The organism is Pseudomonas sp. 58 R 3 (assembly GCF_900006605.1).
GTDB lineage: Bacteria > Pseudomonadota > Gammaproteobacteria > Pseudomonadales > Pseudomonadaceae > Aquipseudomonas > Aquipseudomonas salomonii.
Window position 1 is genome coordinate 637,477 of the sequence record NZ_CVTT01000038.1, and the last position, 25,680, is coordinate 663,156.

Annotated in this window: 21 protein-coding genes; 13 read left to right on the forward strand and 8 right to left on the reverse strand. The window is 60.7% G+C overall.

Annotated features, from left to right (window positions below):
- Positions 1–129 precede the first annotated feature (129 nt).
- The gene (tusA, locus tag BFP92_RS08770; protein ID WP_065929172.1) at positions 130–381 is read left to right on the forward strand and encodes a sulfurtransferase TusA; all 252 of its coding nucleotides are present in this window, start codon (positions 130–132) and stop codon (positions 379–381) included.
- On the opposite strand, the gene BFP92_RS08775 is transcribed toward tusA, so the two are convergent.
- Positions 378–1,760: an MATE family efflux transporter gene (locus BFP92_RS08775; protein WP_065929173.1), complete on the reverse strand. Its 1,383-nt coding sequence runs from the start codon at positions 1,758–1,760 to the stop codon at positions 378–380. The genes tusA and BFP92_RS08775 overlap by 4 nt on opposite strands.
- A 203-nt stretch (positions 1,761–1,963) precedes the next feature.
- Between BFP92_RS08775 and pdxB the strand changes: the two genes are divergently transcribed.
- Positions 1,964–3,106, forward strand: a complete 1,143-nt coding sequence (gene pdxB / locus BFP92_RS08780; RefSeq protein ID WP_065929174.1) for a 4-phosphoerythronate dehydrogenase PdxB — start codon at positions 1,964–1,966, stop codon at positions 3,104–3,106.
- Positions 3,107–3,188: 82 nt separating this feature from the next.
- Here pdxB and BFP92_RS31700 read toward each other — a convergent pair whose 3' ends face one another.
- Complete coding sequence (locus BFP92_RS31700) at positions 3,189–3,362, reverse strand: PA1571 family protein (RefSeq protein WP_163005420.1); 174 nt, start codon at positions 3,360–3,362, stop codon at positions 3,189–3,191.
- Between the two features lie 235 nt (positions 3,363–3,597).
- Here BFP92_RS31700 and BFP92_RS08785 point away from each other — a divergent pair, with 235 nt between their 5' ends.
- Entirely contained in the window at positions 3,598–5,385 is a 1,788-nt protein-coding gene (locus BFP92_RS08785; RefSeq protein ID WP_170875826.1) for an ABC transporter transmembrane domain-containing protein, read from the forward strand.
- A 193-nt stretch (positions 5,386–5,578) separates the two neighbouring features.
- On the opposite strand, the gene BFP92_RS08790 is transcribed toward BFP92_RS08785, so the two are convergent.
- Positions 5,579–7,507 carry a transglycosylase SLT domain-containing protein gene (locus BFP92_RS08790; protein ID WP_065929175.1) on the reverse strand — a complete coding sequence of 643 codons (1,929 nt, stop codon included), beginning with the start codon at positions 7,505–7,507 and terminating at the stop codon, positions 5,579–5,581.
- Positions 7,508–7,720: 213 nt separating this feature from the next.
- Between BFP92_RS08790 and BFP92_RS08795 the strand changes: the two genes are divergently transcribed.
- On the forward strand, positions 7,721–9,640 hold the full coding sequence (locus BFP92_RS08795; protein WP_065929176.1) for an ATP-binding cassette domain-containing protein: 1,920 nt from the start codon (positions 7,721–7,723) through the stop codon (positions 9,638–9,640).
- Between the two features lie 130 nt (positions 9,641–9,770).
- Here the strand turns inward: BFP92_RS08795 and BFP92_RS08800 are convergent, their stop codons facing one another.
- Positions 9,771–10,223: a universal stress protein gene (locus BFP92_RS08800; RefSeq protein WP_058419614.1), complete on the reverse strand. Its 453-nt coding sequence runs from the start codon at positions 10,221–10,223 to the stop codon at positions 9,771–9,773.
- A gap of 105 nt (positions 10,224–10,328) precedes the next feature.
- Between BFP92_RS08800 and BFP92_RS08805 the strand changes: the two genes are divergently transcribed.
- The 7 genes from BFP92_RS08805 (at position 10,329) to BFP92_RS30270 (ending at position 18,823) form a co-directional block, all read left to right on the forward strand.
- Positions 10,329–10,766 (forward strand): hypothetical protein, encoded by a 438-nt coding sequence (locus BFP92_RS08805; protein WP_017137416.1) that lies wholly within the window; start codon positions 10,329–10,331, stop codon positions 10,764–10,766.
- Positions 10,767–11,257: 491 nt separating this feature from the next.
- Complete coding sequence (fadB, locus tag BFP92_RS08810) at positions 11,258–13,405, forward strand: fatty acid oxidation complex subunit alpha FadB (RefSeq protein WP_017137417.1); 2,148 nt, start codon at positions 11,258–11,260, stop codon at positions 13,403–13,405.
- A 29-nt stretch (positions 13,406–13,434) separates the two neighbouring features.
- A complete protein-coding gene (fadA, locus tag BFP92_RS08815; protein WP_017137418.1) occupies positions 13,435–14,610 on the forward strand; it encodes an acetyl-CoA C-acyltransferase FadA in 1,176 nt (391 codons plus the stop codon).
- A 97-nt stretch (positions 14,611–14,707) separates the two neighbouring features.
- Positions 14,708–14,944: a DUF1653 domain-containing protein gene (locus BFP92_RS08820; protein ID WP_017137419.1), complete on the forward strand. Its 237-nt coding sequence runs from the start codon at positions 14,708–14,710 to the stop codon at positions 14,942–14,944.
- Positions 14,945–15,058: 114 nt separating this feature from the next.
- Positions 15,059–17,680 (forward strand): type I DNA topoisomerase, encoded by a 2,622-nt coding sequence (gene topA / locus BFP92_RS08825; protein ID WP_065929177.1) that lies wholly within the window; start codon positions 15,059–15,061, stop codon positions 17,678–17,680.
- A gap of 127 nt (positions 17,681–17,807) precedes the next feature.
- Positions 17,808–18,329, forward strand: a complete 522-nt coding sequence (locus BFP92_RS08830) for a DUF6586 family protein (RefSeq protein ID WP_065929178.1) — start codon at positions 17,808–17,810, stop codon at positions 18,327–18,329.
- Between the two features lie 260 nt (positions 18,330–18,589).
- Positions 18,590–18,823, forward strand: coding sequence for a hypothetical protein (locus BFP92_RS30270; RefSeq protein ID WP_017254451.1), 234 nt, complete (start codon positions 18,590–18,592; stop codon positions 18,821–18,823).
- A gap of 270 nt (positions 18,824–19,093) precedes the next feature.
- Here BFP92_RS30270 and sulA read toward each other — a convergent pair whose 3' ends face one another.
- Together sulA and lexA are read right to left on the reverse strand one after the other, a co-directional pair.
- Positions 19,094–19,567 carry an SOS-induced cell division inhibitor SulA gene (sulA, locus tag BFP92_RS08840; protein WP_065929180.1) on the reverse strand — a complete coding sequence of 158 codons (474 nt, stop codon included), beginning with the start codon at positions 19,565–19,567 and terminating at the stop codon, positions 19,094–19,096.
- A 10-nt stretch (positions 19,568–19,577) separates the two neighbouring features.
- Positions 19,578–20,186, reverse strand: a complete 609-nt coding sequence (lexA, locus tag BFP92_RS08845; RefSeq protein ID WP_017137423.1) for a transcriptional repressor LexA — start codon at positions 20,184–20,186, stop codon at positions 19,578–19,580.
- A gap of 263 nt (positions 20,187–20,449) precedes the next feature.
- Between lexA and psrA the strand changes: the two genes are divergently transcribed.
- Together psrA and nagZ are read left to right on the forward strand one after the other, a co-directional pair.
- A complete protein-coding gene (gene psrA, locus BFP92_RS08850; protein ID WP_058419618.1) occupies positions 20,450–21,157 on the forward strand; it encodes a transcriptional regulator PsrA in 708 nt (235 codons plus the stop codon).
- 134 nt (positions 21,158–21,291) lie between these two features.
- On the forward strand, positions 21,292–22,302 hold the full coding sequence (gene nagZ / locus BFP92_RS08855) for a beta-N-acetylhexosaminidase (RefSeq protein WP_065929181.1): 1,011 nt from the start codon (positions 21,292–21,294) through the stop codon (positions 22,300–22,302).
- A 100-nt stretch (positions 22,303–22,402) separates the two neighbouring features.
- Here the strand turns inward: nagZ and BFP92_RS08860 are convergent, their stop codons facing one another.
- Entirely contained in the window at positions 22,403–25,093 is a 2,691-nt protein-coding gene (locus tag BFP92_RS08860; protein WP_065929182.1) for a DEAD/DEAH box helicase, read from the reverse strand.
- A gap of 9 nt (positions 25,094–25,102) precedes the next feature.
- Entirely contained in the window at positions 25,103–25,672 is a 570-nt protein-coding gene (locus BFP92_RS08865) for a CsiV family protein (RefSeq protein ID WP_065929183.1), read from the reverse strand.
- Positions 25,673–25,680 lie beyond the last annotated feature (8 nt).

Sequence of the window (25,680 nt, forward strand, 5' to 3'; positions counted from 1 at the left end):
GTTTAAATGTGGGAGCGGGCTTGCTCGCGAAAGCGGTATAACAGTCGAAATTTATAGTGAATGTGCCCGCGTCTTCGCGAGCAAGCCCGCTCCCACATTGTTGAGCGGCGCCCGTTTCAGGAGTGATGTATGAATCAAACCCTCGACCTGCCTGTAGACGCTGTGCTCGACGCCACCGGCCTCAACTGCCCGGAACCGGTGATGATGTTGCACCAGCACATCCGCGACCTGCCGCCGGGCGGCTTGCTCAAAGTGATCGCCACCGACCCGTCGACCCGCCGTGATATTCCCAAATTCTGCGTGTTCCTCGACCACGAACTGGTAGATCAGCAGGAGCAGGCCGGCAAATACCTGTACTGGATTCGCAAGAAGTCCGCTTAAACCAGGCGAATCCGCCGGCGCGCGCTGCGTGCCAGGCGGATCACCAGCATCGCTGCGGCGCAGCTCAAGCCCACGATCAGCCCTTGCCACAGCCCACTCGGCCCGCTCGCTGCGCCCAGCCAGTCGGTCAGCCCCAAGGCATAACCCACCGGCAACCCCACGCCCCAGTAAGCAAACAAGGTCAACACCATGGTCACCCGTGTGTCCTGGTAGCCACGCAGCGCGCCGGCAGCAGTGACCTGGATCGCGTCGGAGAACTGGAACAGCGCCGCAAACACGATCAGCATCGATGCCACATGGATCACCAGCGGGTCAGGCGTGTAAATCGTGGCAATCTGTTCGCGAAACAGCAGCATCAGGCTGCAGGACAGGCACGCGTAGGTCAGTGCCGTGCCCATGCCGACCCCGGCGGCAAAGCGTGCTTCACGCGGCTCGCCACGGCCCAGTGCCTGGCCGACCCGCACCGTGACCGCCATGCTCAGTGAATAGGGAATCATAAACACCAGCGAGCTGAAGTTCAGCGCGATCTGATGCCCGGCGACCACGTTGGCGCCCAGGCTGCCGATCAGCAGGGCGATCACCGCAAAGATGCTCGATTCGGCAAACACGGCGATCCCGATCGGCAGACCGATGCCCAGCACGCGCTTGATCACGGCCCATTGCGGCCAGTCGAAACGCTTGAACAACTCGCTGCTCTGATACGCCGGTGCCCAGCGGGTCCAGGCGGCGAGGCCGAGCATCATCACCCACATCACAATGGCTGTAGCCCAGCCACAGCCCACGCCGCCCATGGCCGGCACACCGAAGTGGCCATAAATGAACACGTAGTTCAGTGGAATGTTCAACGCCAGCCCGCACAGGCCCATGACCATGCTGGGGCGCGTACGGCCCAGGCCATCACTGAAGCAACGCAACACGTAATACAGGGCGATGGCGGGCATGCCGGACGCGATGCCGTGCAGGTAGGCCATGCAGGGCTTGATCAACTCGGGGTCGACATTCATTGCGTGCAGGATCGGCTCGGCGCTGATCAGCATCAGCAAGGCAGTGATGCCCACCACCACTGCCAGCCACAGGGATTGGCGCACCAGCGGGCCAATTTCGGTGTGGTGACCGGCGCCGAAGCGCTGGGCGACTTTGGGTGTGGTGGCCAGCAGCGTGCCGGTCATCAGCAGGTACACCGGAATCCAGATCGAGTTGCCCAAGGCCACCGCCGCCAGGTCTCGCGGGCTCACGCGCCCGGCCATCACCGCATCGACAAAGCCCATGGCCGTGGTGGCGAGTTGGCCGATCATGATCGGCAGGGCCAGGGTCAGCAGGCTGCGGACCTCGCGACTGACGCGGGCGGGGCGGGAAAGGGTGGCGGTGGCGGTGTTCACGTGCGGGTGTCCAGTAAAAGAGGTGCAAAGGACGGCGAAGTCTACGCTTTGACGCAGTGGTCAGGAAAAAACCTGTGTTGCTGATTTGTAATGCGACCTGTCGGGCACCTCAGAATCCTTGTGGAGCGGACTTGTGTGGGAGCTGGCTCCCACACTCAAACTACGCATCCCTGTACACTGCCAATCCGCGAAAGGAGCCTGCCATGTTGATTGTTGCCGACGAAAATATTCCGCTGCTCGATGCCTTCTTCGAAGGGTTTGGCGAGATTCGCCGCGTACCCGGGCGTTCCATCGACCGCGCCACGGTCGAGCAGGCCGATGTGCTGCTGGTGCGCTCGGTCACCAACGTCAACCGTGCCTTGTTGGACGGCTCCAAGGTGCGCTTTGTGGGCACCTGCACCATCGGTACCGATCACCTGGACCTGGATTACTTCAAGCAGGCCGGTATCACCTGGTCCAGCGCCCCAGGCTGCAATGCCCGCGGCGTGGTGGACTACGTGCTGGGCAGTTTGCAGACCCTGGCCGAAATCGAAGGCGCCGACCTGAACCAGCGCACTTACGGCGTGGTCGGTGCCGGTGAAGTGGGCGGGCGTCTGGTCAAGGTGCTTAAAGGCCTGGGCTGGAACGTGCTGGTGTGCGACCCCCCACGGCAGATCGCCGAAGACGGCGATTACGTGAGCCTGGCGCAGATCATCGAGCAGTGCGACGTGATCAGCCTGCACACACCGCTGACCAAATCCGGCAATGGCTCCACTTGGCACCTGTTTGATCGTGAGCGCCTTGGCCGTCTCAAGCCCGGCACCTGGCTGATCAACGCCAGCCGCGGCCCTGTCGTCGATAACGCGGCCCTGCGCCAAGTGCTGCTGGAGCGCGAAGACCTGCAAGCGGTGCTGGACGTGTGGGAAGGCGAGCCCGAAGTGGACGTCGACCTGGCCGACCTGTGCGTGCTGGCCACACCGCATATCGCCGGCTACAGCCTCGACGGCAAACAGCGCGGCACGGCGCAGATCTACCAGGCGTTCTGCGCCTATCTGGGCCAGGAACCCGGTATTCAGCTGGCTGATTTGCTGCCGCAGCCATGGCTGACCGAGGTGCATCTTAATGCCTCCACAGACCCGGCCTGGGCGCTGGCGACCTTGTGCCGCAGTGTGTATGACCCGCGCCGCGATGATGCGGATTTTCGCCGTAGTCTCGTAGGCACCGTGCAAGAGCAGCGCAAGGCGTTTGACCTGCTGCGCAAGCATTACCCGGAGCGTCGCGAGCTCGATGGCCTGAAGGTGCGGATCAATGGCGAGTCGGCAGTGTTGTCGAACATCGTCACTGCATTGGGCGCCATGCCTTTATAGGACTGCCACGCAAATCCGAGCACAAACATCCAGGCATAAAAAACCCGGCCATAGAGGCCGGGTCTGAAAGAGCCTGGGCGCGTCAGCCTTGCTTGGCAGGTTTGACCAGTCGCTGTTCCAGGTCGCTGCACGCTTGCTGGATCATTTCTTCGGTAATCTGCACTTCGCGGCCCTTGGCATCGATATACGAGCACGGCAACTGCTGCGGCTGGCGAATCACTTCAATTTTGGCGTCACTGCTGTTTTGCAAGGTCATGGCCTGTCTCCTCATCAGGTTGTGTACCTAATCTAATCCCCCCGCGTGACCGCGCTATTACAACTCCTTACACGATCACCGGTTCGAACGCCCAGTCCAGCAGAAACCGATACAAATTTCCACCCAGGCGTTAGACCGATAGCCTCTAGGCATCGATATCGGCGGGCATAATTAACCTGACGCATTGTTATTTAGCTAAGTTCCCCCAATGTTGGTGTACAGGTTCCTCATCGGTATGCCCGCCATGTTCTCAGTCCGTCAACGCCGTGCCATTCGCCTGGCCAGCCGCTTTATCGCGCCCTACCGTTGGCAGGCGCTGGGCGCCTTGCTGGCGCTGATTGTCACCGCCGGCATCACCTTGTCCATGGGGCAGGGTATTCGCCTGCTGGTGGACCAAGGCTTCATGACCCAGTCGCCGCACCTGCTCAACCAGTCCATCGGCCTGTTCATGGTGCTGGTACTGGGCCTGGCCGTGGGTACGTTTGCGCGGTTTTACCTGGTGTCGTGGATCGGCGAACGGGTGGTGGCGGACATTCGTCGGCAAGTCTTCAATCACCTGATCTACCTGCACCCAGGCTTTTACGAGAACAACCGCAGTTCGGAGATCCAGTCGCGGCTGACCACCGACACCACCTTGCTGCAATCGGTGATCGGCTCGTCCCTGTCGCTGTTCCTGCGCAATGCCTTGATGGTCATCGGCGGCATCGTGCTGTTGTTTGTCACCAACCCCAAACTCACCAGCATCGTGGTGGTGGCGCTGCCGCTGGTGCTGGCGCCGATCCTGATCTTCGGTCGTCGCGTGCGCAGCCTGTCGCGGCTGAGCCAGGACCGTATTGCCGATGTGGGCAGCTACGTGTCGGAGACGCTTGGCCAGATCAAGACCGTGCAGGCCTACAACCACCAGGTGCAGGACGAACAGCGCTTTGCCGTCACCGTGGAAGAGGCGTTTGCCACCGCGCGTAAACGCATTGCACAGCGCGCCTGGCTGATTACGCTGGTGATCATGCTGGTGCTCGGCGCCGTGGGCGTGATGCTGTGGGTAGGCGGTATGGATGTGATCAGTGGGCGCATTTCCGGCGGTGAGCTGGCGGCGTTCGTGTTTTACAGCCTGATCGTCGGCAGTGCGGTAGGCACCCTGAGCGAAGTGCTCGGCGAGTTGCAGCGCGCCGCCGGTGCCGCTGAGCGGATTGGCGAACTGTTGCAATCAAACAACGATATCCAGGCCCCCGCCGAAGGCACCGTGCAGTTGCCGGAGCGGGTCAGTGGTCGTATGGAGCTGCAAGACCTGCGCTTTTCCTACCCGTCGCGGCCGGACAGCTACGCCATCGACGGCTTGAGCCTGAGCATCAACCCCGGCGAAACCCTGGCGTTGGTCGGGCCATCCGGCGCGGGTAAATCGACGATCTTTGATTTGCTGCTGCGCTTCTACGACCCGCAGCAGGGCCGCATCCTGCTCGAAGGGCACGCGCTGACTGAACTCGAGCCGATGGACCTGCGCCGTCATTTCGCCTTGGTGTCCCAGAGCCCGGCGCTGTTTTTCGGCAGCGTTGAGGAGAACATCCGTTACGGCAACCCGTCCGCCACCCGCGAACAGGTCGAAGCCGCGGCACGCATCGCCCACGCCCACGACTTCATCCTGCAAATGCCCGACGGCTACCGGACCCATCTGGGCGACGGCGGCATGGGCCTCTCCGGCGGCCAGCGCCAGCGCCTGGCCATCGCCCGCGCGTTGCTGGTGGACGCGCCGATCCTGCTGCTGGACGAAGCCACCAGCGCCCTCGATGCGCAGAGTGAACACTTGATCCAGCAAGCCTTGCCGCAACTGATGCAGGGCCGCACCACGCTGGTGATTGCGCATCGGCTGGCCACGGTGAAGAACGCCGACCGCATTGCGGTGATGGACCAGGGCAAGCTGGTGGCAGTGGGCACGCATCAACAGTTGATTGCGAGTAACCCGCTGTATGCGCGCTTGGCGGCGTTGCAGTTCAGTGATGGCGGTGAGGTTGCGAAAAACCAAGGCTAGCTCGATCTATGTGGCGAGCGGGCTTGCCCCGCGTTGGGCTGCGTAGCAGCCCCAAAACCTGCCGACTCGGTCTATCAGTTACACCATGGCGGGGCTGAATAGGGAGCGCTTCGCACTCCAGCGCAGGGCAAGCCTGCTCGCCACAACAAGCCTACTTGCCACATCAAGCCTGCCGATCGCACTTCAGTCAGTCTTACTGATCATCAAAATACCGCTCATGCCAATCCACCAGCGGCTGCGGTGAATTAAGCTTCTGCCCGTAGATCACCGAATAAGACAGCACGTTCTGCACATACTGGCGGGTTTCGTCGAACGGGATGCTTTCCACCCACACGTCGAAACTCAGGTGATCGGCACCGCGCAGCCACTGGCGCACACGGCCGGGGCCGGCGTTGTAGGCGGCGGAGGCGAGTACGCGGTTGCCGTTGAACTGGCTGTGTACCTGGCTCAGGTAAGCGGCGCCGAGCTGGATATTCTTGTCCGGGTCCAGCACCTGAGCCGGGGAGGCCAGCGGGATGCTGAATTTGCGTGCGGTTTCTTTGGCGGTGCCGGGCATCAGTTGCATCAGGCCACTGGCACCCACGCCGGAGCGGGCGTCGTCCATGAAGGCACTTTCCTGGCGGGTGATGGCGAACACCCAGCTTGAATGCAGGCCACGCACCTTGGCTTCACGCACCAGCGTGTCGCGGTGAGCCATCGGGAAACGGATATCCAGGTCATCCCAGTACTGCGCCTGGCTGATGGTGCGGATCGCCGGGAAGTACCACTTCATGTCGTAGGCCAGCTTGGCCTGGGCGACCATTTCATCGCGGTTGAAGTGACGGCTGACGTGGTACCACTCGCGGCGGCCATCGACAATCTGGCCGCGTGCGTAGAACTCCATCGCGCGGCGCACACCGGGGGTGTTGCGCACTTTGTTGATCAGCGCCTGGCTCATCACCAGCGGTTTGTTCTTCAACTGGTACGGCGCTTTGGAGCGATCAGCGGCGAGGAAACCGTAGAAATCACGTTCCTGCGCGAGGTTTTTGTACAGCACCAGCGGCTGCGGGTTCTTTGGCTCGGCCAGTTCCAGGCTGCGCGCCTGCCAGTAACGCCAGCGGTTGGTGGTGGCCAGGTCTTGTGGGAGTTTGCGGGTCAACTGGTAGGCATCTTCCCAGCGCGCCAGGCGCAACAGCAGGCGCAGGCGCCATTCGGAGACGGTGTTGTCACGCAGCTCGGGGTCGTACTGGGTCATCACGTCGAGGGCGCGTGGGTCGTAGCGGCGCGCGAGGGTCAGGCCGATTTCGCGGGCGATCGACACTTTTTCGTCACGGGAGAAGTGCATGCTGCTGGCATAGCCGTCGAGCAGGGCCATGGCCTTGTCCGGGTCCTGGCGTGCCAGGCGGCGCAGGCCCAGGCCCACGGCGTCGGACATGGCCTCATTGGCCGGCAGGAAGCGCGACGGGTCGCTGAGCATGTCGGGCTTTTGCGCCACGTCGATCATCAGGCGGCCTTGGGCGCCGAGGGTCGGCAGGGTTTTTACCAGGCTGTTGGCCAGCGCGTAGTTGCGGGCTTCGGCGGCGAGCTTGGCGCGGTCCCAGATTTTCTGTTCGGTGAGTTGGCCGTCGGCGGCCCACTGGCCAAAGGTGGCGTCACAGGCGGCCGGCTGGGATTTGCCGGTCATCCAGAGTTTTTCGGTGGTCTTGTAGCCTTCGGCTTTGAGGTTGTGCGTCAGCTGGTACTGGCCATGCAGGCAGTCCAGCTCGACGAAATTGAGCTTGGCGTCGTAGTACTTTTCAAAGGTTTGCCAGTCACCCCGGTCAGCCAGCCAGCGTAACCAGCGCAGTTTCATCCAGTTGGCCTGGGGCAGGTCGCCGTTTTTGGCGAGGAACTGCTCGATTTCCTCGTTGCTCGCGGTTTTGAGGCGCGCGGTCAGCTCGTCGTAGGCCAGGTACGGCGTGAGCGGATAGTCGGCCAGGGCCTGGCTGTATTGCATGTACGGGCCGCTGTCGCCTTTGGCGAGGGCGCGTTTGGCTTCATCGTAATATTGACGTTGGGTGGTGAGGTCCACGGCCTGGGCGGATTGAACGGCGGTGGCGGAAAGAAGCAGACAAGATAAAAAGTTGAAAAGGCGACTGCGCATGAGACGTCCGTGCAGAGAAATCACGACTAGCACCGGCACCGCCGACACTGATTGCCCCTAGCTTAGCCTTTTGCCTGCGGCTGGCGAAAGCTTTGCCGGCCGGCTGGCAGCAGTTCACTGTAAATGTCCTACAGAACGTGTCTGTGGCAAAAATGCCGGCCGCATCCCACCCTCAAGTCAGGTAGAATGCGCGCCCAGTTTTTGGAGAAGCGTATGACCCTGCTCAAATTCAGCGATGTGTCCCTTGCTTTCGGCGCTATGCCGTTGTTGGACAAGGTGTCCTGGCAGATCGCCCGTGGTGAGCGGGTGTGCATCATCGGCCGCAACGGCACCGGCAAGTCCAGCATGATGAAGCTGGTAAAAGGCGACCAGAAGCCCGATGACGGCTCTGTATGGCGCGCGCCGGGCCTCAAGATTGGCGAATTGCCCCAGGAATTGCCGGTGGCCGACGGACGGACAGTGTTCGACGTGGTTGCCGAAGGCCTCGACGGCGTGGGCGAGTTGCTCGCGCAGTACCATCACCTGGCGCAGAATTGCGTCACCGAAGCCGACCTGGACAAGCTCATGCATGTTCAGCAAGACCTCGAAGCCCGTGACGGCTGGCGCTTGCAGCAACTGGTCGACAGCACCCTGAGCCGCCTGCAACTGCCGGCCGACAAGACCCTCGCCGAGTTGTCCGGTGGCTGGCGTCGTCGCGTGCTGCTGGCCCAGGCGCTGGTGTCTGAGCCGGACCTGCTGCTGCTCGACGAACCAACCAACCACTTGGACATCGGTGCGATCGCCTGGCTTGAAGAAGCCATCAAGGACTTCCAGGGCGCCGTGCTGTTTATCACGCACGACCGTGCTTTCCTGCAGAGCCTGGCCACGCGCATCCTCGAACTGGACCGTGGCGGCCTGATCGACTGGAACGGCGACTACGCCAGCTTCCTGGTGCACAAGGAAGCCTCACTGGCCGCTGAAGAAACCGCCAACGCGCTGTTCGACAAGAAACTGGCCCAGGAAGAAGTCTGGATCCGCCAGGGCATCAAGGCGCGTCGCACCCGTAACGAAGGCCGTGTGCGCGCCCTGAAAGCCTTGCGCAACGAGCGCAGTGAACGTCGCGAGCGCACTGGCAAGGCCAATATCCAACTGGATACCGCCGACAAATCGGGCAAGCAAGTGATGGTGCTGGAAAACGTCAGTTTCCATCACCCGGACGGCCCGTTCCTGATCAAGGACTTCTCCATGGTCCTGCAGCGCGGCGACCGTATCGGCCTGCTGGGCGCCAACGGCACCGGCAAGACCACCTTGCTCAAGCTGATGCTCAATGGCCTGCAGCCGACCAACGGCAAGGTAGAGGAAGGCACCAAGATCGACGTGGCCTACTTCGACCAGTTGCGCCACCAGTTGGACCTGGAAAAAACCGTGATCGACAACGTTGCCGAAGGCCGCGACTTTATCGACATCGACGGCCAGAGCCGCCACGTGCTGAGCTACCTGGGCGACTTCCTGTTCAGCCCGCAGCGCGCACGTACACCGGTGAAAGCCTTGTCCGGTGGTGAGCGTGCGCGTCTGTTGCTGGCCAAACTGTTCAGCAAACCGGCCAACCTGCTGGTACTCGACGAACCGACCAACGACCTCGACGTTGAAACCTTGGAATTGCTGGAAGAGGTGCTGCTGACTTTTAACGGCACCGTGCTGATGGTCAGCCACGACCGGGCATTCCTCGACAACGTGGTGACCAGCACCCTGGTCTTCGAAGGTGAAGGCAAGGTGCGTGAATACGTCGGTGGTTACCAGGACTGGCTGCGCCAGGGCGGCTCGCCGCGCCTGTTGGGCGTGACCGAGAGCAAGTCCGGCAAGGCCGACCTGACCTCGGCAGTGGTGGCGCCTGTGGCCGCTGCTGCACCGGTTGCGGACGCTGCACCGGCGGCCAAGAAGAAGCTCAGCTACAAGCTGCAACGCGAGCTGGAAGCCCTGCCGGGTGATATCGACGCCAAGGAACAGCAGATCGCTGCGGTCGAAGCAGACATGGCTGACGCGGGTTTCTACCTGCGCCCGGCGGCGGAAACCGCCAAGGTGATTGCTTCCCTGGAAACATTGAACCAGGAGCTGGAAGTGCTGATGGAGCGTTGGGCTGAGCTGGATGCCTGAGTGATTCGTTGGTAATAAAAAGCCCGGCGCTCATTTTTATGAGCGCCGGGCTTTTTTATATGAAATGCGATTCAAAAGGTGGGAGCTGGTTTGTGTGGGAGCTGGCTCCCACACTGGTTCTGCAGTGTTCTTACGAGCTTTTTACCAGCTTCACCGCCAGCACATCACACGGCGCGCCGTGCAGCACGTCATTGGCGGTAGAACCCAGCAACAACGCCAGGCCATGGCGACCATGGCTGCCGACCACGATCAGGTCGCAGTTCTGCTCTTTGGCCAGGTGATGGATTTCCTGGCGCGGCTGGCCGTAGGTGAGGTGGGAGTTTTCCTTGGTCACTTCCGGGTATTTGAGGATCAAGCGATCCAGGCGCTCTTTGGCCTGGTCAAACTGCTGTTGCTGCAACTGGGAAAGGTCCATGGGTACGTCGCCACCAAAAGCCATGGCCATGGGCTCGACGATATGCACGAGTGACAGCTTGGCGCCGTTGGCGATTGCTGAAGCCTGAGCGCGCTTGATAACCGGGTCGCACTCTTCGGTCAGATCGACAGCGACCAGGATATGTTTGTAGGAATGTTCGTTGGGCATGGCGCGTTCCTCCAGGAGACTGCAATAAGTTCAGTATGGCTGGTTTCAAGCGGATGGGGTTGCGTCAGCTCAAATCCGCACATCTGGAAATTCGGGAGTACACATATGACGGTCTGGATAGTGGTGTCAATCCTTCTGGTGGTTCTGAGCCCCCTGGCATGGCTGCGCCCGTCGCGCCATCAGAGCGGGCGCATGGCCCTGCGTATGGAGGCGCGCCGCATCGGTTTGGCCATGCAATTGGCGCCGCAGGAGTGGCCGCACTGGCTTGCCCAAGAGCCGCCGAGCCCCTGCGCGCAGTACTGCAGGCCACGGCGCGGCAGCACGCCGGCGCTGTGGAGTTATTGGCAAATGTCGCCAGGCGTGTGGGTCAATCAGTGGCGTGAAGTGTGTGAGGATGAAAAGTTGTTGCCGCATTTTGCGACGTTGCCGGCCAACGTCTACAAGGTCGAGGCCGACAAGCAAATGATCGCCTTGTATTGGGGCGAGAAGGGCGAGGCCAGCGTGCTGAAGGACATCGATACGCTGCTCAAGGCCTTGGCATGACGCCATGGCGTTAAAAGCCAGGCATTAAAAAGCCCGACATCATCATCGGGCTGGAGTTGGCCAGGCAGGCCGGTAATTCTGTGTTCCTCGCGCCGGGTGTTCATCACGGGCGCTTTGCGGTTGTCGCAAGCCTAGCGGCATATCCGATTCTGTACAGCCTTTTCCCACATCTTTTTTATTATTGATTCTGTGAATATTTGAATATTGACAGGGCGTGGGCGTGGGGTTCTGAACTGACTGGAAAGTCGCGCTTTTCCTGGCCTTTCGGGCGATTGACAATTGCCCTGAATTGGATGAAGGTGACGTACCCAAATCAAACGGGCGTATGAATTGAGCGTTTGTCTGTCAGACGACTCATACAGAACCCCGACTAGCGCATTGGCGGGTGTGCCTGGCGGATTGGCATGAGCATTGACGCAACTATCAATGTCCAACCAATAGGCCAGCGTCCAGTGTGTACTGTTCAGCTTCCATATCGTGGAGATCAGTTGATGATTTACGAAGGTAAAGCCATCACGGTTAAGGCTCTTGAAAGTGGCATCGTCGAACTGAAATTCGACCTCAAGGGTGAGTCCGTCAACAAGTTCAACCGTCTAACCCTGAACGAACTGCGTCAGGCCGTAGACACCATCAAAGCAGATGCTTCGGTCAAGGGCGTGATCGTCTCCAGCGGCAAGGACGTGTTTATCGTCGGCGCTGACATCACCGAATTCGTCGACAACTTCAAGCTGCCCGATGCAGAGCTTGTGGCCGGCAACCTCGAAGCCAACAAGATTTTCAGCGATTTCGAAGACCTCAACGTGCCAACCGTGGCTGCCATCAATGGCATCGCGTTGGGCGGCGGCCTGGAAATGTGCCTGGCTGCAGACTTCCGCGTCATGTCGGCCACCGCCAAAATCGGCTTGCCTGAAGTCAAACTGGGCATCTACCCAGGGTTTGGCGGCACTGTGCGCCTGCCGCGCCTGATCGGTGCCGACAATGCGATCGAGTGGATCGCCGCCGGTAAGGAAAACCGTGCCGAAGATGCGCTGAAAGTCGGCGCCGTCGACGCTGTGGTTGCCCCGGATAAACTGGCCGAAGCCGCCCTGAACCTGATCAAAGGCGCCATCAGCGGCGAATTTGACTACAAGGCCAAGCGTCAGCCGAAGCTGGAAAAACTCAAGCTCAACGCCATCGAACAAATGATGTCGTTCGAAACCGCCAAAGGTTTCGTGGCTGGCCAGGCCGGCCCGAACTACCCGGCGCCGGTTGAAGCGATCAAGACCATCCAGAAGGCTGCGAACTTCGGTCGCGACAAAGCCCTGGAAGTGGAAGCCGCCGGCTTCGTCAAACTGGCGAAAACCTCGGCTGCCCAGAGCCTGATCGGCCTGTTCCTGAACGATCAGGAACTGAAGAAAAAGGCCAAGGCCTACGACGAGATTGCCCGCGACGTGAAACAGGCGGCCGTACTCGGCGCCGGCATCATGGGTGGCGGTATCGCTTATCAGTCGGCGTCCAAAGGCACGCCGATCCTGATGAAAGACATCAACGAGCACGGCATCGAGCAAGGCCTGGCAGAAGCCGCCAAGCTGCTGGTGGGCCGCGTTGATAAAGGTCGCATGACCGCCGCGAAGATGGCTGAAGTGCTTAACGGCATTCGTCCTACGCTGTCCTACGGCGATTTCGGCCACGTCGACCTGGTGGTCGAAGCCGTAGTCGAAAACCCAAAGGTCAAGCAAGCCGTACTGGCTGAAGTGGAAGCCCAGGTTAAAGACGACACCATCCTGGCCTCGAACACCTCGACCATTTCCATCTCGCTGCTGGCCAAGGCCCTCAAGCGTCCGGAAAACTTTGTCGGCATGCACTTCTTCAACCCGGTGCACATGATGCCGCTGGTGGAAGTGATCCGTGGCGAGAAGTCCAGCGAGCTGGCCGTTGCCACCACCGTTGCCTACGCCAAGAAAATGGGCAAGAACCCGATCGTAGTCAATGACTGCCCGGGCTTCCTGGTCAACCGCGTACTGTTCCCGTACTTCGGCGGTTTCGCCAAGCTGGTCAGCGCCGGTGTCGACTTTGTGCGCATCGACAAAGTCATGGAAAAATTCGGCTGGCCAATGGGCCCGGCGTACCTGATGGACGTGGTCGGTATCGACACTGGCCACCACGGTCGTGACGTAATGGCTGAAGGCTTCCCGGACCGCATGAAAGACGACCGCCGCTCGGCGATCGACGCGCTCTACGAGGCCAAGCGCCTGGGCCAGAAGAACGGCAAGGGCTTCTACGCCTACGAGGCTGACAAGAAGGGCAAGCAGAAGAAAGTGGCCGACCCGTCGGTGCACGAAGTACTCGCGCCAGTCATCTACGAACAGCGTGAGGTGTCCGATGAGGACATCATCAACTGGATGATGATCGCCCTGTGCCTGGAAACCGTGCGTTGCCTGGAAGACGGCATCGTTGAAACCGCCGCCGAAGCCGATATGGGCCTGGTGTACGGTATTGGTTTCCCTCCATTCCGTGGTGGTGCGCTGCGTTACATCGACTCGATCGGTGTGGCTGAGTTCGTTGCCCTGGCTGACAAATACGCTGATTTGGGCCCGCTGTACCACCCGACCGCGAAGCTGCGTGAAATGGCCAAAAACGGCCAAAGCTTCTTCGGTTAAGCGCCCAGACGAATAGAGCGAGAATATTTATGAGCTTGAATCCAAGAGACGTGGTGATTGTCGACTTCGGTCGCACGCCAATGGGCCGCTCCAAGGGCGGCATGCACCGCAACACCCGCGCCGAAGACATGTCGGCGCACCTGATCAGCAAGTTGCTGGAGCGTAACGTCAAGGTCGACCCTAACGAAGTCGAAGACGTGATCTGGGGCTGCGTCAACCAGACTCTGGAGCAGGGCTGGAACATCGCGCGCATGGCGTCGTTGATGACCCAGATCCCGCACACCGCAGCTGGCCAGACTGTCAGCCGCCTGTGTGGCTCGTCGATGAGCGCGCTGCACACCGCAGCCCAGGCGATCATGACCGGCAACGGCGATGTGTTCGTGGTCGGCGGCGTGGAGCACATGGGCCACGTCAGCATGATGCACGGCGTCGACCCTAACCCGCACATGTCGCTGTACGCGGCAAAAGCCTCGGGCATGATGGGCCTTACCGCAGAAATGCTCGGCAAAATGCACGGCATTACCCGCGAAGCCCAGGACGCCTTCGGCGTGCGCTCCCACCAGTTGGCCCACAAGGCGACCGTGGAAGGCAAGTTCAAGGATGAAATCATCCCGATGAACGGTTACGACGAGAACGGTTTCCTCAAACTGTTCGACTACGACGAAACCATTCGTCCGGATACCACCCTGGAAAGCCTGGCGGCCTTGAAGCCCGCCTTCAATCCAAAGGGCGGCACCGTGACAGCCGGTACGTCGTCGCAAATCACCGACGGTGCTTCGTGCATGATCGTGATGTCGGCGCAGCGTGCCCAGGACCTGGGCATTCAGCCGATGGCGGTGATCCGTTCGATGGCAGTGGCAGGTGTGGACCCGGCAATCATGGGCTATGGTCCAGTACCGGCCACACAAAAAGCCTTGAAGCGCGCGGGCCTGACCATCTCCGATATCGACTTCTTCGAGCTCAACGAAGCTTTCGCCGCACAGGCCCTGCCAGTGCTGAAAGATTTGAAAGTACTCGACAAGATGAATGAGAAGGTTAACCTGCACGGCGGCGCGATTGCCCTGGGCCACCCATTCGGTTGCTCCGGTGCACGTATCTCCGGCACTTTGCTTAACGTGATGAAGCAAAATGGCGGCAACCTTGGGGTTGCAACCATGTGCATTGGTCTTGGCCAAGGCATTTCCACCGTCTTCGAACGTATCTAAACGTTTCGCTGACGGAAGCCGGGGCCCAGTGCCCCGGTTTTTGTTTTTTGGAATTTTTAATATTTTTTTTCAACAAATTTTGCACGAGGGCCAAAGCATGAAAGTCGAACCAGGGCTCTACCAACATTACAAGGGCCCGCAGTACCGTGTTTTTAATGTGGCGCGGCACTCCGAGACCGAAGAAGAAGTGGTGTTTTACCAAGCACTGTATGGCGATTACGGCTTTTGGGTACGCCCATTGAGCATGTTCCTGGAGACTGTCGAAGTTGACGGCGAGCAGGTCCCGCGCTTTGCTTTGGTGCAGGTCGAACCCAGTCTTTTTTCAGGGCAATAACGGCAGGCCGCGCAGAATGCTGCGCTTGACCTCACCTTGTTGCCACTATATATAGCGTTGCCGCGACAGGCGCCAACTGCCTTTCACTTCTCGAATTCAGGAATTTTCCGATCCATGGGCAAATCGCTGGTCATTGTGGAATCCCCGGCTAAGGCCAAGACCATCAACAAGTACTTGGGCAACGAGTACGTGGTGAAGTCGAGTATCGGCCATATCCGAGACCTGCCCACCAGCGGTTCGGCTAGCGCCAGCAAGGAGCCTGCCGCCAAGCGCGGCAAGGCGGCTGCGGGCGAAGGTCCGGTGCTCAGCCCTAAAGAGAAAGCGCGCAAGCAGCTGGTCTCACGCATGGGTGTGGACCCGGATCATGGCTGGAAGGCCAAGTACGAAATCCTTCCGGGCAAGGAAAAGGTCATCGAAGAGCTGCGCCGGCTCGCCAAAGATGCTGACACCATCTATCTCGCGACGGACTTGGACCGCGAAGGGGAAGCCATTGCCTGGCACCTGCGCGAAGCCATCGGCGGTGATGACAGCCGCTACAAGCGTGTGGTGTTCAACGAAATCACCAAAAAAGCCATCCAGGAAGCCTTCTCCAAGCCGGGCGAGCTGGACATCGACCGTGTTAACGCCCAGCAGGCGCGTCGTTTTCTCGACCGCGTGGTGGGTTACATGGTCTCGCCACTGCTGTGGGCGAAGATCGCTCGTGGCCTGTCCGCCGGCCGTGTGCAATCGGTAGCGGTCAAGCTGGTGGTGGAGCGTGAGCGCGAGATCCGCGCGTTCAACCCCGAAGAATACTGGGAAGTGCATGCTGACCTGGGCACTGCCAAGGGCAACAACGTGCGCTTTGAAGTGGCCCGCGAGAAAGGCGAGGCCTTCAAGCCGCTGAACGAAGCCCAGGCCATGGCCGCGCTGGAGAAGCTCAAGGCTTCCAGCTACAGCATCGTCAAGCGCGAAGACAAACCGACCAGCAGCAAACCGTCGGCGCCGTTTATCACCTCCACGCTGCAACAGGCCGCGAGCAACCGCCTGGGATTTGGCGTGAAGAAGACCATGATGATGGCCCAGCGTCTGTACGAAGCCGGCTACATCACCTATATGCGTACCGACTCCACCAACCTGTCGCAAGACGCGGTGGCGATGGCGCGTACTTATATTGAAAGCGAGTTCGGCAAGAAGTACCTGCCGGAGAAGCCGAACGTCTACAGCAGCAAGGAAGGCGCACAAGAGGCTCACGAAGCGATTCGTCCTTCCGACGCCAAAACCGAGCCAAGCAAGCTGAGCGGCATGGAGCGCGACGCTGAGCGCCTCTACGAGCTGATCTGGCGCCAGTTCCTGGCGTGCCAGATGCTGCCGGCGCAATACCTGTCCACCACCGTCAGTGTGGGCGCAGGCGACTTCGAGCTGCGTGCCAAGGGCCGTATCCTCAAGTTCGACGGCTATACCCGCGTGATGCCGCAAATCGCCAAGCCAGGCGATGACGACGTGCTGCCGGACATGGCCCAGGGCGACACGTTGAAGCTGATCAAGCTCGACCCGTCCCAGCACTTCACCAAGCCGCCGGCGCGTTACTCCGAAGCCAGCCTGGTAAAAGAGATGGAAAAACGCGGTATTGGTCGTCCTTCGACCTATGCGGCAATCATCTCGACCATCCAGGACCGTGGCTACGTGGCGTTGCACAACCGCCGCTTCTACTCGGAAAAGATGGGCGACATCGTCACCGAGCGCCTGTCCGAGAGCTTCTCCAACCTTATGGACTACGGCTTCACCGCCGGCATGGAAGAGAACCTCGATGACGTGGCCCAGGGCGAACGCGACTGGAAAAACGTGCTGGATGAGTTCTACGGCGACTTCAAAAAGAAACTCGAAGTAGCCGAAAGCCCTGATAGCGGCATGCGCGCCAACCAGCCGGTGATGACCGACATCCCATGCCTGACATGCGGCCGTCCGATGCAGATTCGTACCGCATCCACCGGTGTGTTCCTCGGTTGCTCGGGCTACAGCCTGCCGCCGAAGGAGCGTTGCAAGGCCACCGTTAACCTGGTGCCGGGCGATGAGATTGCCGCCGACGACGAGGGTGAGTCCGAGTCGCTGGTATTGCGTGGCAAGCACCGTTGCCCGATCTGCAGCACGGCGATGGACGCCTACCTGCTCGACGAGAAGCATAAGTTGCACATCTGCGGTAACAACCCGGATTGCAATGGCTACGAGATCGAAGAAGGCACCTACCGCATCAAAGGCTACGAAGGTCCGAGCCTGGAATGCGACAAGTGCGGCAGCGAGATGCAGCTCAAGACCGGCCGTTTCGGCAAGTTCTTCGGCTGCACCAACCCGACCTGCAAGAACACGCGCAAACTGCTGAAAAGCGGTGACGCGGCGCCGCCGAAGATGGACCCGGTGAAGATGCCTGAACTCAAGTGCGAGAAGGTCAACGACACCTACATCCTGCGTGACGGCGCTTCGGGCCTGTTCCTGGCGGCCAGCCAGTTCCCGAAAAACCGCGAGACCCGTGCCCCGCTGGTGATGGAGATCATGCCGCACAAGGACGAGATCGATCCGAAGTACCACTTCCTGTGTGAAGCGCCGAAGAAGGATCCCGACGGTCGCCCGTCCGTGATCCGCTACAGCCGCAAAACCAAGGAGCAGTACGTTCAGACCGAGGTGGACGGCAAGCCTACCGGTTGGAAAGCGTTCTACGACGGCGGTAAGTGGAAGGTCGAGGACAAGCGCCAGGGCGCTTGATCGGCTGATCTGCCTACTACAAAGGCCGCCTGAAAAGGCGGCCTTTTTTTGCGCTTGCAGGAAACTTGGCTGATCCGTGACACTGTTCAGCCAGCATCACGCTTATTTCGTTGTGGAGACTGCCGTTATGGCCAACGAACTCTATACCCGTACCAATCAGAAAATTTACTTCGCGGGTTTGTCCCTGGAAGCCCTTGGCCGCGCCGAGGAAGGGAAGGAGATGAATGCCATCGCGCTGGTCCAGGCCGGGCGTGAGGCGGCGTTGTTCCACCTCTATGGCGCTTTGCTGGGCCTGTGCCATGAAATTGCCGGGTTCTACCGCTTGCCCCAGGCAGGCGCGCCACGCGCAGAAATGATCATGAACCGCGAAGTGCTGGACAGCATGGCGATTCCTGAATTGGCCGAACTGGTGGAAATGGCCCAGAGCCCCGACAGTTGGGTTGCGCGATTGCTCAAAGCGCATGCGGATATGTTCCAACCGCCGCGTGTCCCCCATGTGCCCAAGGGCGATGTGACGCAGCCGCTGATCGTGGCCGTTGCGCTGGAAGAGGATGAGCCCAAGCCGCTGAGCCGTGAGGAGCTGGAAAGCTGGCGTCAGGCGCTGAAGAAGATGGCGCTCAGGTTTCGTGAAGGCTTGAACGAGTGTTGAGGCGCTATTGCTGATACACACGAATCAAAACTGTGGGAGCGGGCTTGCTCGCGAATGCGGTGGGTCTGTAATGAATTCTTTACTGAAACTCCGCATTCGCGAGCAAGCCCGCTCCCACATTTGAACCCAGTTAGACAGGAAGTGCGGCGCAGGCCTCAATAAGCACCATTCATCAAGCCGCCAAGAAACCTGTTCAGATCCTCTGCGAGGCTGGGTGGATGACTGATATAATCCCGGTCTTTCGTGGAGAACAGACTTATATGCCAACGTCCTTTCTGGAAATTGTTGAACTGCCTGACGGCCGAATCGAGCTGCGCCGGGCTGAGGACGAGGGTTCTCTGGTTATTTTGGATTTTTCCGAGGACGCTAAGGCGTTCTTGCAAGGCCAGCACGTGGAAGTGGCGAAAGCCATGTTGAGCGTTGGTGTGCAGATGGCTGGTCGCCTGGCCGAAGGCGAGCCGGAGAAGGAAGATGGGCCGCGAGTGCTTCACTGAGTCTTCGCGATGAGCGTGCTTGCGTGGTGAGCAGGCTTTTTTTGTGGTGAGCGGGCTTGGCCCGCGTTGGGCTGCGAAGCGGCCCTGAAATATTTTAATGCGGTGTATCAGGTATTCCACGGTGCCTGGTTTTTGGGGCTGCTGCGCAGCCCAACGCGGGGCAAGCCCGCTCGCCACAACAAGCCCGCTCGCCACAACAAGCCCGTTCGCCACAACAAGCTCGCCTGCCACAACAAGCCCGTCCACAAGGCTGGCCTGCATCAGGCCGCATTACCCCAATCGAATATTCAAACTCTGCGCATCGCCCGTACGTGCGGCGCTGATCAGCTGTTGCTTGGCGGCCGCATTCAGCGGGTTCAACCAGCTCACCACCGTATGGCTGCGCCCCAGGCGCAAGGCTTCGCACGTCAGTTGCTGAGCACTTTGCGCGCCGCGTGGTTGCAGCAGCAGGATGCGCTCACGGTTGAGGCCTGCGTCCCGCAGCCAGGCCTGGGTCAGGCTGGCGGGCGGGGCGATCAGCGTCAGCCAGCGTGCGTCCTGCTCCTCGCTCAATTCGCGAAGGATCGGCGCCAGCAGGCTCAGGCAGCTCCCGGCAGCACCGCGCAACGACAGCTCACTGAACGCCTCAGGTTCGGAGCCCCAGGGGGCTTCGACCGTTTCCTTGAGGATGGGCGCAAGGGGTTGGGCCATAAAGGCCTCGAACAGCGACAGTTGTGTGTGTTGCGGTGTGTGCACGAGCTGCATGGTGCCTCCTTTAGCGGCGAATGACGCCGACGCTCAAGCCTTCGATCACCAGGTCCTGATCTTTCAGGTTCACTTCAATCGGGGCGAACTCAGGGTTCTCGGCCATAAGCCAGACCTTGCTGCCTTCACGCTTGAAGCGTTTGACGGTGACTTCATCGCCGATACGGGCGACGACGATCTGGCCATTACGGGCTTCGCGGGTGGTGTGGACGGCCAGCAGATCACCGTCGAAAATGCCCACGTCCTTCATGCTCATGCCGTGTACGCGCAACAGGTAGTCGGCACGCGGATGGAAGAAGGTCGGGTTGATGTTGCAGGACTCTTCGACGTGCTGCTGCGCCAGGATCGGCGCACCGGCGGCGACGCGGCCGATGATCGGCAGGGTCGATTCGTCGGCCTTGGCTTCAAAGCCAGGGATACGAATACCGCGTGAAGCACCCGGGGTCATCTCGATCGCGCCTTTGCGGGCGAGGGCCTTTAGGTGTTCTTCGGCGGCGTTGGGGGACTTGAACCCCAGTTCCAGCGCAATTTCCGCTCGCGTCGGCGGGTAGCCGTTGTCATCGAGGCAGCGCTTGATAAAAGCCAGAATCTCAGCTTGGCGTGGCGTCAGTTTTAGCATGTTGATCGCTCTGTCTTTTTATACAGTGACTGGGATTATATACAGTGAACTGCGCTTGGCAATCATCCTTTTTTGGCACGCCGCTGGACGGTCGTCTGCCACTCTTCCTGCAAGGCATAGACAGCGCTGCCTACAGGGCGCGAAGGATGTGATTAAATAGCGATGAAATAGATGACTGCCCGGCCGGAAAACGGACTCGCAGGCTTGACAAGACACACCCTGAAACGTATGTTTCAAACAAGTGTTTGTCAGGCGGAGTAGCCATGGCCCAGTCGGAAACCGTTGAACGCATTCTCGATGCTGCCGAGCAATTGTTCGCGGAAAAAGGATTTGCTGAAACTTCATTGCGGCTGATCACCAGCAAGGCTGGGGTTAACCTCGCCGCCGTGAACTATCATTTCGGCTCGAAAAAAGCCCTGATCCAGGCGGTGTTCTCACGCTTCCTGGGGCCGTTCTGTGCCAGCCTCGACCGTGAGCTGGAGCGTCGCCAGACCAAGCCCGAAAACAAGCCAAGCCTGGAAGACCTGCTGGAAATCCTGGTTGAGCAAGCGCTGGTGGTTCAACCGCGCAGCGGCAACGACCTATCGATCTTCATGCGCCTGTTAGGGCTGGCCTTCAGCCAGAGCCAGGGTCACTTGCGCCGTTATCTGGAAGACATGTACGGCAAGGTGTTCCGCCGATACATGCTGCTGGTTAACGAAGCCGCCCCGCGTATTCCGCCGATCGAACTGTTCTGGCGTGTGCACTTCATGCTCGGCGCCGCCGCCTTCAGCATGTCCGGCATCAAGGCCTTACGCGCGATTGCCGAAACCGATTTCGGCGTCAACACTTCCATCGAGCAAGTGATGCGCCTGATGGTGCCGTTCCTTGCCGCCGGCATGCGCGCCGAAACCGGCGTGACCGACCCGGCCATGGCCGCCGCGCAACTGCGCCCGCGCAGCAAGTCGACGCCGGCCGTCGCCAAGGCGTGATTGCCCCAGGTGTGCGCGGCGGCTAAGCTAGCCGCCATGCCGATTTCAGCTATTTACTCGCAACCCGTTGTGCTCACCGCGCTTTCCGCGCCAGGTGAGGGCAACGGGTTGTGTGCGTTATTTAAGGAAGGTTTATGACTGCTGCCCTGCAAGGTTCGTTAATGGTCGATGTGGCCGGCACTTGGCTGACGGCCGAGGATCGCCAGTTGTTGCGCCAGCCTGAAGTGGGCGGGTTGATCATTTTTGCGCGCAATATCGAGCATCCACGCCAGGTGCGCGAGCTGAGCGCGGCGATTCGCGCGGTGCGCCCCGACCTGCTGCTGGCGGTCGATCAGGAAGGCGGTCGTGTGCAGCGCCTGCGTCAGGGTTTTGTACGCCTGCCGGCCATGCGTCTGCTGGCGGATAAGCCGAATGCCGAATACCTGGCCGAGCAGTGCGGCTGGATCATGGCCACTGAAGTGCTGGCGGTCGGCCTTGACCTGAGCTTCGCCCCGGTGCTCGACCTCGACTACCAACGCAGCGCCGTGGTCGGCACCCGTTCCTTCGAAGGCGACCCGGAGCGCGCTGCCGTGCTCGCGGGTGCCTTCATTCGCGGTATGAACAGCGCCGGCATGGCGGCCACCGGCAAACACTTCCCGGGCCATGGCTGGGCCGAGGCGGATTCCCACGTCGCGATTCCCAATGACGAACGCAGCCTGGAACAGATTCGCGCGAACGACCTGGTGCCTTTCGCACGCCTGAGCAAGCAATTGGCGGCGGTGATGCCGGCTCACGTTATTTACCCGCAAGTGGACGCCCAACCCGCCGGTTTCTCGCGTCGCTGGTTGCAGGACATTCTGCGCGGCGAGCTGCAATTTGACGGGGTGATTTTCAGCGATGACCTGTCCATGGCGGGGGCGCATGTGGTCGGTGATGCGGCCAGTCGAATTGAAGCGGCGCTGACGGCCGGTTGTGATATGGGCTTGGTCTGCAATGACCGGGCGGCTGCGGAGCTGGCACTCACGGCGGCGCAGCGCATGAAGGTCGCGCCATCGGCGCGGATTGCGCGGATGCGTGGGCAGGCGATTGCTTCGACGGAGTACAAGCAGGATCCGCGTTGGCTGACTGCGCTCACGGCGCTGCGCGATGCTCAGTTGATCGACTGAATATCGCGTCGCTGCCATCGCAGGCAAGCCAGCTCCTACCTTTGATGTGTGAATACGTTCAAGGGGGGGAGCTGGCTTGCCTGCGATAGCGATCTAACCGTCAACGCTTCTCTTGCTTATGGGGCAATGGCGCAAACAACGCCTCAATGTCCTCATTACCCAACTGCCAATCCCCGGTCGTGCGCCCATCCAGCACACCCGCCGCCAGGTCAGACTTTTCCTTCTGCAGGTGCTGGATTTTCTCCTCCACCGTGCCTCGCGCGATCATCTTGTACACGAACACCGGCTTCTCCTGCCCGATGCGGTACGCACGGTCGGTCGCCTGGTTTTCCGTCGCCGGGTTCCACCACGGGTCATAGTGGATCACCGTGTCGGCCTCGGTCAGGTTCAAACCGACGCCGCCGGCCTTCAGGCTGATCAGAAAAATCTGCAGTTTGCCGCTCTGGAAATCCTTCACCGGCGTGCGCCGGTCGCGGGTCTGGCCGGTGAGTAATGCGTAGGGCACGCCGCGTTTTTTCAGCTCGGCTTCGATCAGGCTCAGCATCGAGGTGAACTGCGAGAACAACAATATCCGCCGCCCTTCGGCAAACAGCTCTTCGAGCATCTCCAGCAGGCTGTCGAGTTTGCCCGAGCTGCTGCCACGGGCGGGCAGGGTGGCGTCGTTGACCAGGCGCAGGTCGCAGCACACCTGGCGCAGTTTGAGCAGCGCCTCAAGAATGATGATCTGGCTGCGCGCCACGCCCTTGCGGGTGATTTCGTCGCGCACCTTCTTGTCCATGGCCAGGCGCATGGTTTCGTACACGTCGCGCTGGGCCTCGTTGAGGTCGACCCAGTGGATGATCTCGGTCTTGGGCGGCAGCTCGGTGGCCACCTGCTCTTTGGTGCGGCGCAGCAGGAAGGGTTTTATCCGCCCGTTGAGGTGCTGCAAGCGCACCTCACTGGCGCGCTTTTCGATGGGCACGCGGTAATCGCGGTTGAAGCTTTTGACGTCTCCCAGCCAGCCCGGCAGCAGGAAGTGGAACAGCGACCACAGCTCGCCCAGGTGGTTTTCCAGCGGCGTGCCGCTCAGGCACAGGCGCTGGCGCGCATTGAGCTCGCGCGCGGCCTGGGCAGCCTTGCTGTTGGGGTTCTTGATGTACTGGGCTTCATCGAGGATCAGCACGTGCAAGGGCTGGGCGGCGAGGGTGTCGATGTCTTTGGGCAGCAGCGCGTAGGTGGTCAGCAGCAGGTCATAGTCCTGCAGGTTGGCGAAATGTTTCTTGCGACCCGCGCCGTATAGCGCCTGCACCCGCAGTTGCGGCGTGAAGTGCGCCGCCTCATCCAGCCAGTTGGGAATCAGGCTGGTGGGCATCACCACCATGCAAGGCCGGTCGAGGCGCCCGGCGGCTTTTTCGCTGAGAATATGCGCCAGGGTCTGCAGGGTTTTGCCCAGGCCCATGTCATCGGCAAGAATCCCGCCCACATCGAGCTGGCGCAACGACTGCATCCAACTCAAGCCTTCCAGTTGGTACGGGCGCAAGGTCGCGTTCAGGCCTTCGGGCGCCACGCAGGTGAAGTCCTTGATGTCGCGCAGGCGCTGGGCGAAGTTGCGGATCTTCTCGCCGCCTTCCCACTGCAGCGGCAGGTCTTCCAGCGGGTTCAGGCGAATGGCGTCGGCTTTGGCCAGGCGCAAGCTGGTGGTGCCGGTTTCCTGTAGGTAAAACTCGCCAAGGGTGGCCAGCACCGGCTTGAGTCGGCCGTAGGGCAACGCCACTTGCAGTGGGCCGTGGCCGTTGGGCAGGCCGGGAATATTCACCAGGATCAGCTCGTCGTCACGGCGCCGGGCGAGTTTCTCCGGGTTGAGGATTTCGGTGTGGGAACGCATCAAGTTGAGCAAAATCGGCAACAGGCTCAGGCGCTCGCCATTGACGATAATCCCCAGCTCCAGGTCGAACCAGTCGCGTTCCGGGCCTTCATCGACGGTGGCGTACCAGTCATCGACGGCACTGAGGTCGAAACCGAAATCTTCTTCTATTTGCAGCTCCCAACCCTCGGCGCGCAAGGTCGGCGAGGCGTTGAGCGTGAAGTTCAGCCACGCACTGTCATTGACCAGTTCGAACAGCTCGCCGGCACTCTCCGGCAACGCCTTGCTCTGGCGCGTGGCGATCTTGAAGCCGAGCAGGCGCAGTTGTTCGCGATAGGGTTGCTCCAGCTCCGGATGGCGCTTGATGCGCAGGCTCTGGGTTTCCTGGCGCACGATGATGTCGGCGTTTTTCTGCCCGCTGACATAGTTGCCCAGGTAATTGAACGACAGCGCCGCACGGTGCTGGATATAGCGCTGCATCTTGCCATTACGCGGTTCAAACGCGCTGAACTCCACGCTGGCCAGCCACAGGCGCGGCACCGGCCGCACCTCTTCCATAACCACTTGTGGCAGCACCACGCGGTTATCCAGCACGGCCTGGAGTCTTTCCAACAGTTCGGCATCTTGCGCAGCGGCCGGGTAAGCCAGGGTTTCCTGGACCTTGAGCAGCACGGCCGCGATGTGTTTGCAGTTGGTGTGTACCGGGCAGGTGCAGCGGCTGTCCACCAGGATCAGCGTGCCCTTGGCCGATTCGCGCAGCGAGATGGTTTGTCGGTAAACATTGCCGCCCGAGCCTTCGCAGCTGGCGATGATGGTGCTGTCGCCGGACTCGACGATGCGCACGCGGTTTTCCAGGGCGTAGCGCCGCCCGCGCTCAAGGCTTTGCTCTTTAAAGCGATTGGCCCACGAAGGGGCCAGGGGTTTGGTCAACGACGACGTCAGGGGCATGGCGCTGGATCAGTCCTGAATGTCGGGCGGTGGCGCACTGGGTGGTTTGGCGGTCAGCGACGTGATCTTGATCAGCAGCGCCAAGTGGCCGCCATCCAGGTAATTGAGCTGGTTGTTCTTGGTGCGCACGTCTTGCTGGCTCAAGTGTTCGCTGGCAATCACGCTGCCGTTGGCGTCGAACCGGTTGATCCAGAAATCCGCGTCGATATCGGTAAAGCGCCCCAACTGCAGGTTCAGCGTGCCTTCGATGGGGAACTGGCCGAACTGCTCCTGGCCATCGGTAATGGCCAGCTTCACCGGTTGCTCGCCCAGGTTCTGATCCCAGGCGCGGTGCAGCAATACGGTGTAACTGTTGTCCGCACTCAGCTTGTCGACGATGTTGCCCAGCCGCGGTGGGCTCAGCTTGTCGGTCGGCAACCGCGCAGCGCCGGCATCCCAGTTTTCCGGCGCGGCGCGGCTGTTGATCACCGGTTCGGCGTTCTGGCGCACCAGGATCATTTCAACCAGGTACGGGCTGTCGGCAAACGCCGAAGGTGCGACCACCACCAACATGAAGCTCAGAATGCGGAACAGGCGCATGGGGGCGT

What these genes read in the sequence shown, in the direction of transcription:
- tusA (WP_065929172.1), top strand. Translation starts at nt 130, where the DNA reads ATGAATCAAACCCTCGACCTGCCTGTAGACGCTGTGCTCGACGCCACC.
- pdxB (WP_065929174.1), top strand. Translation starts at nt 1,964, where the DNA reads ATGTTGATTGTTGCCGACGAAAATATTCCGCTGCTCGATGCCTTCTTC.
- BFP92_RS31700 (WP_163005420.1), bottom strand. Translation starts at nt 3,362, where the DNA reads ATGACCTTGCAAAACAGCAGTGACGCCAAAATTGAAGTGATTCGCCAG.
- BFP92_RS08785 (WP_170875826.1), top strand. Translation starts at nt 3,598, where the DNA reads ATGCCCGCCATGTTCTCAGTCCGTCAACGCCGTGCCATTCGCCTGGCC.
- BFP92_RS08790 (WP_065929175.1), bottom strand. Translation starts at nt 7,507, where the DNA reads ATGCGCAGTCGCCTTTTCAACTTTTTATCTTGTCTGCTTCTTTCCGCC.
- BFP92_RS08795 (WP_065929176.1), top strand. Translation starts at nt 7,721, where the DNA reads ATGACCCTGCTCAAATTCAGCGATGTGTCCCTTGCTTTCGGCGCTATG.
- BFP92_RS08800 (WP_058419614.1), bottom strand. Translation starts at nt 10,223, where the DNA reads ATGCCCAACGAACATTCCTACAAACATATCCTGGTCGCTGTCGATCTG.
- BFP92_RS08805 (WP_017137416.1), top strand. Translation starts at nt 10,329, where the DNA reads ATGACGGTCTGGATAGTGGTGTCAATCCTTCTGGTGGTTCTGAGCCCC.
- fadB (WP_017137417.1), top strand. Translation starts at nt 11,258, where the DNA reads ATGATTTACGAAGGTAAAGCCATCACGGTTAAGGCTCTTGAAAGTGGC.
- fadA (WP_017137418.1), top strand. Translation starts at nt 13,435, where the DNA reads ATGAGCTTGAATCCAAGAGACGTGGTGATTGTCGACTTCGGTCGCACG.
- BFP92_RS08820 (WP_017137419.1), top strand. Translation starts at nt 14,708, where the DNA reads ATGAAAGTCGAACCAGGGCTCTACCAACATTACAAGGGCCCGCAGTAC.
- topA (WP_065929177.1), top strand. Translation starts at nt 15,059, where the DNA reads ATGGGCAAATCGCTGGTCATTGTGGAATCCCCGGCTAAGGCCAAGACC.
- BFP92_RS08830 (WP_065929178.1), top strand. Translation starts at nt 17,808, where the DNA reads ATGGCCAACGAACTCTATACCCGTACCAATCAGAAAATTTACTTCGCG.
- BFP92_RS30270 (WP_017254451.1), top strand. Translation starts at nt 18,590, where the DNA reads ATGCCAACGTCCTTTCTGGAAATTGTTGAACTGCCTGACGGCCGAATC.
- sulA (WP_065929180.1), bottom strand. Translation starts at nt 19,567, where the DNA reads ATGCAGCTCGTGCACACACCGCAACACACACAACTGTCGCTGTTCGAG.
- lexA (WP_017137423.1), bottom strand. Translation starts at nt 20,186, where the DNA reads ATGCTAAAACTGACGCCACGCCAAGCTGAGATTCTGGCTTTTATCAAG.
- psrA (WP_058419618.1), top strand. Translation starts at nt 20,450, where the DNA reads ATGGCCCAGTCGGAAACCGTTGAACGCATTCTCGATGCTGCCGAGCAA.
- nagZ (WP_065929181.1), top strand. Translation starts at nt 21,292, where the DNA reads ATGACTGCTGCCCTGCAAGGTTCGTTAATGGTCGATGTGGCCGGCACT.
- BFP92_RS08860 (WP_065929182.1), bottom strand. Translation starts at nt 25,093, where the DNA reads ATGCCCCTGACGTCGTCGTTGACCAAACCCCTGGCCCCTTCGTGGGCC.
- BFP92_RS08865 (WP_065929183.1), bottom strand. Translation starts at nt 25,672, where the DNA reads ATGCGCCTGTTCCGCATTCTGAGCTTCATGTTGGTGGTGGTCGCACCT.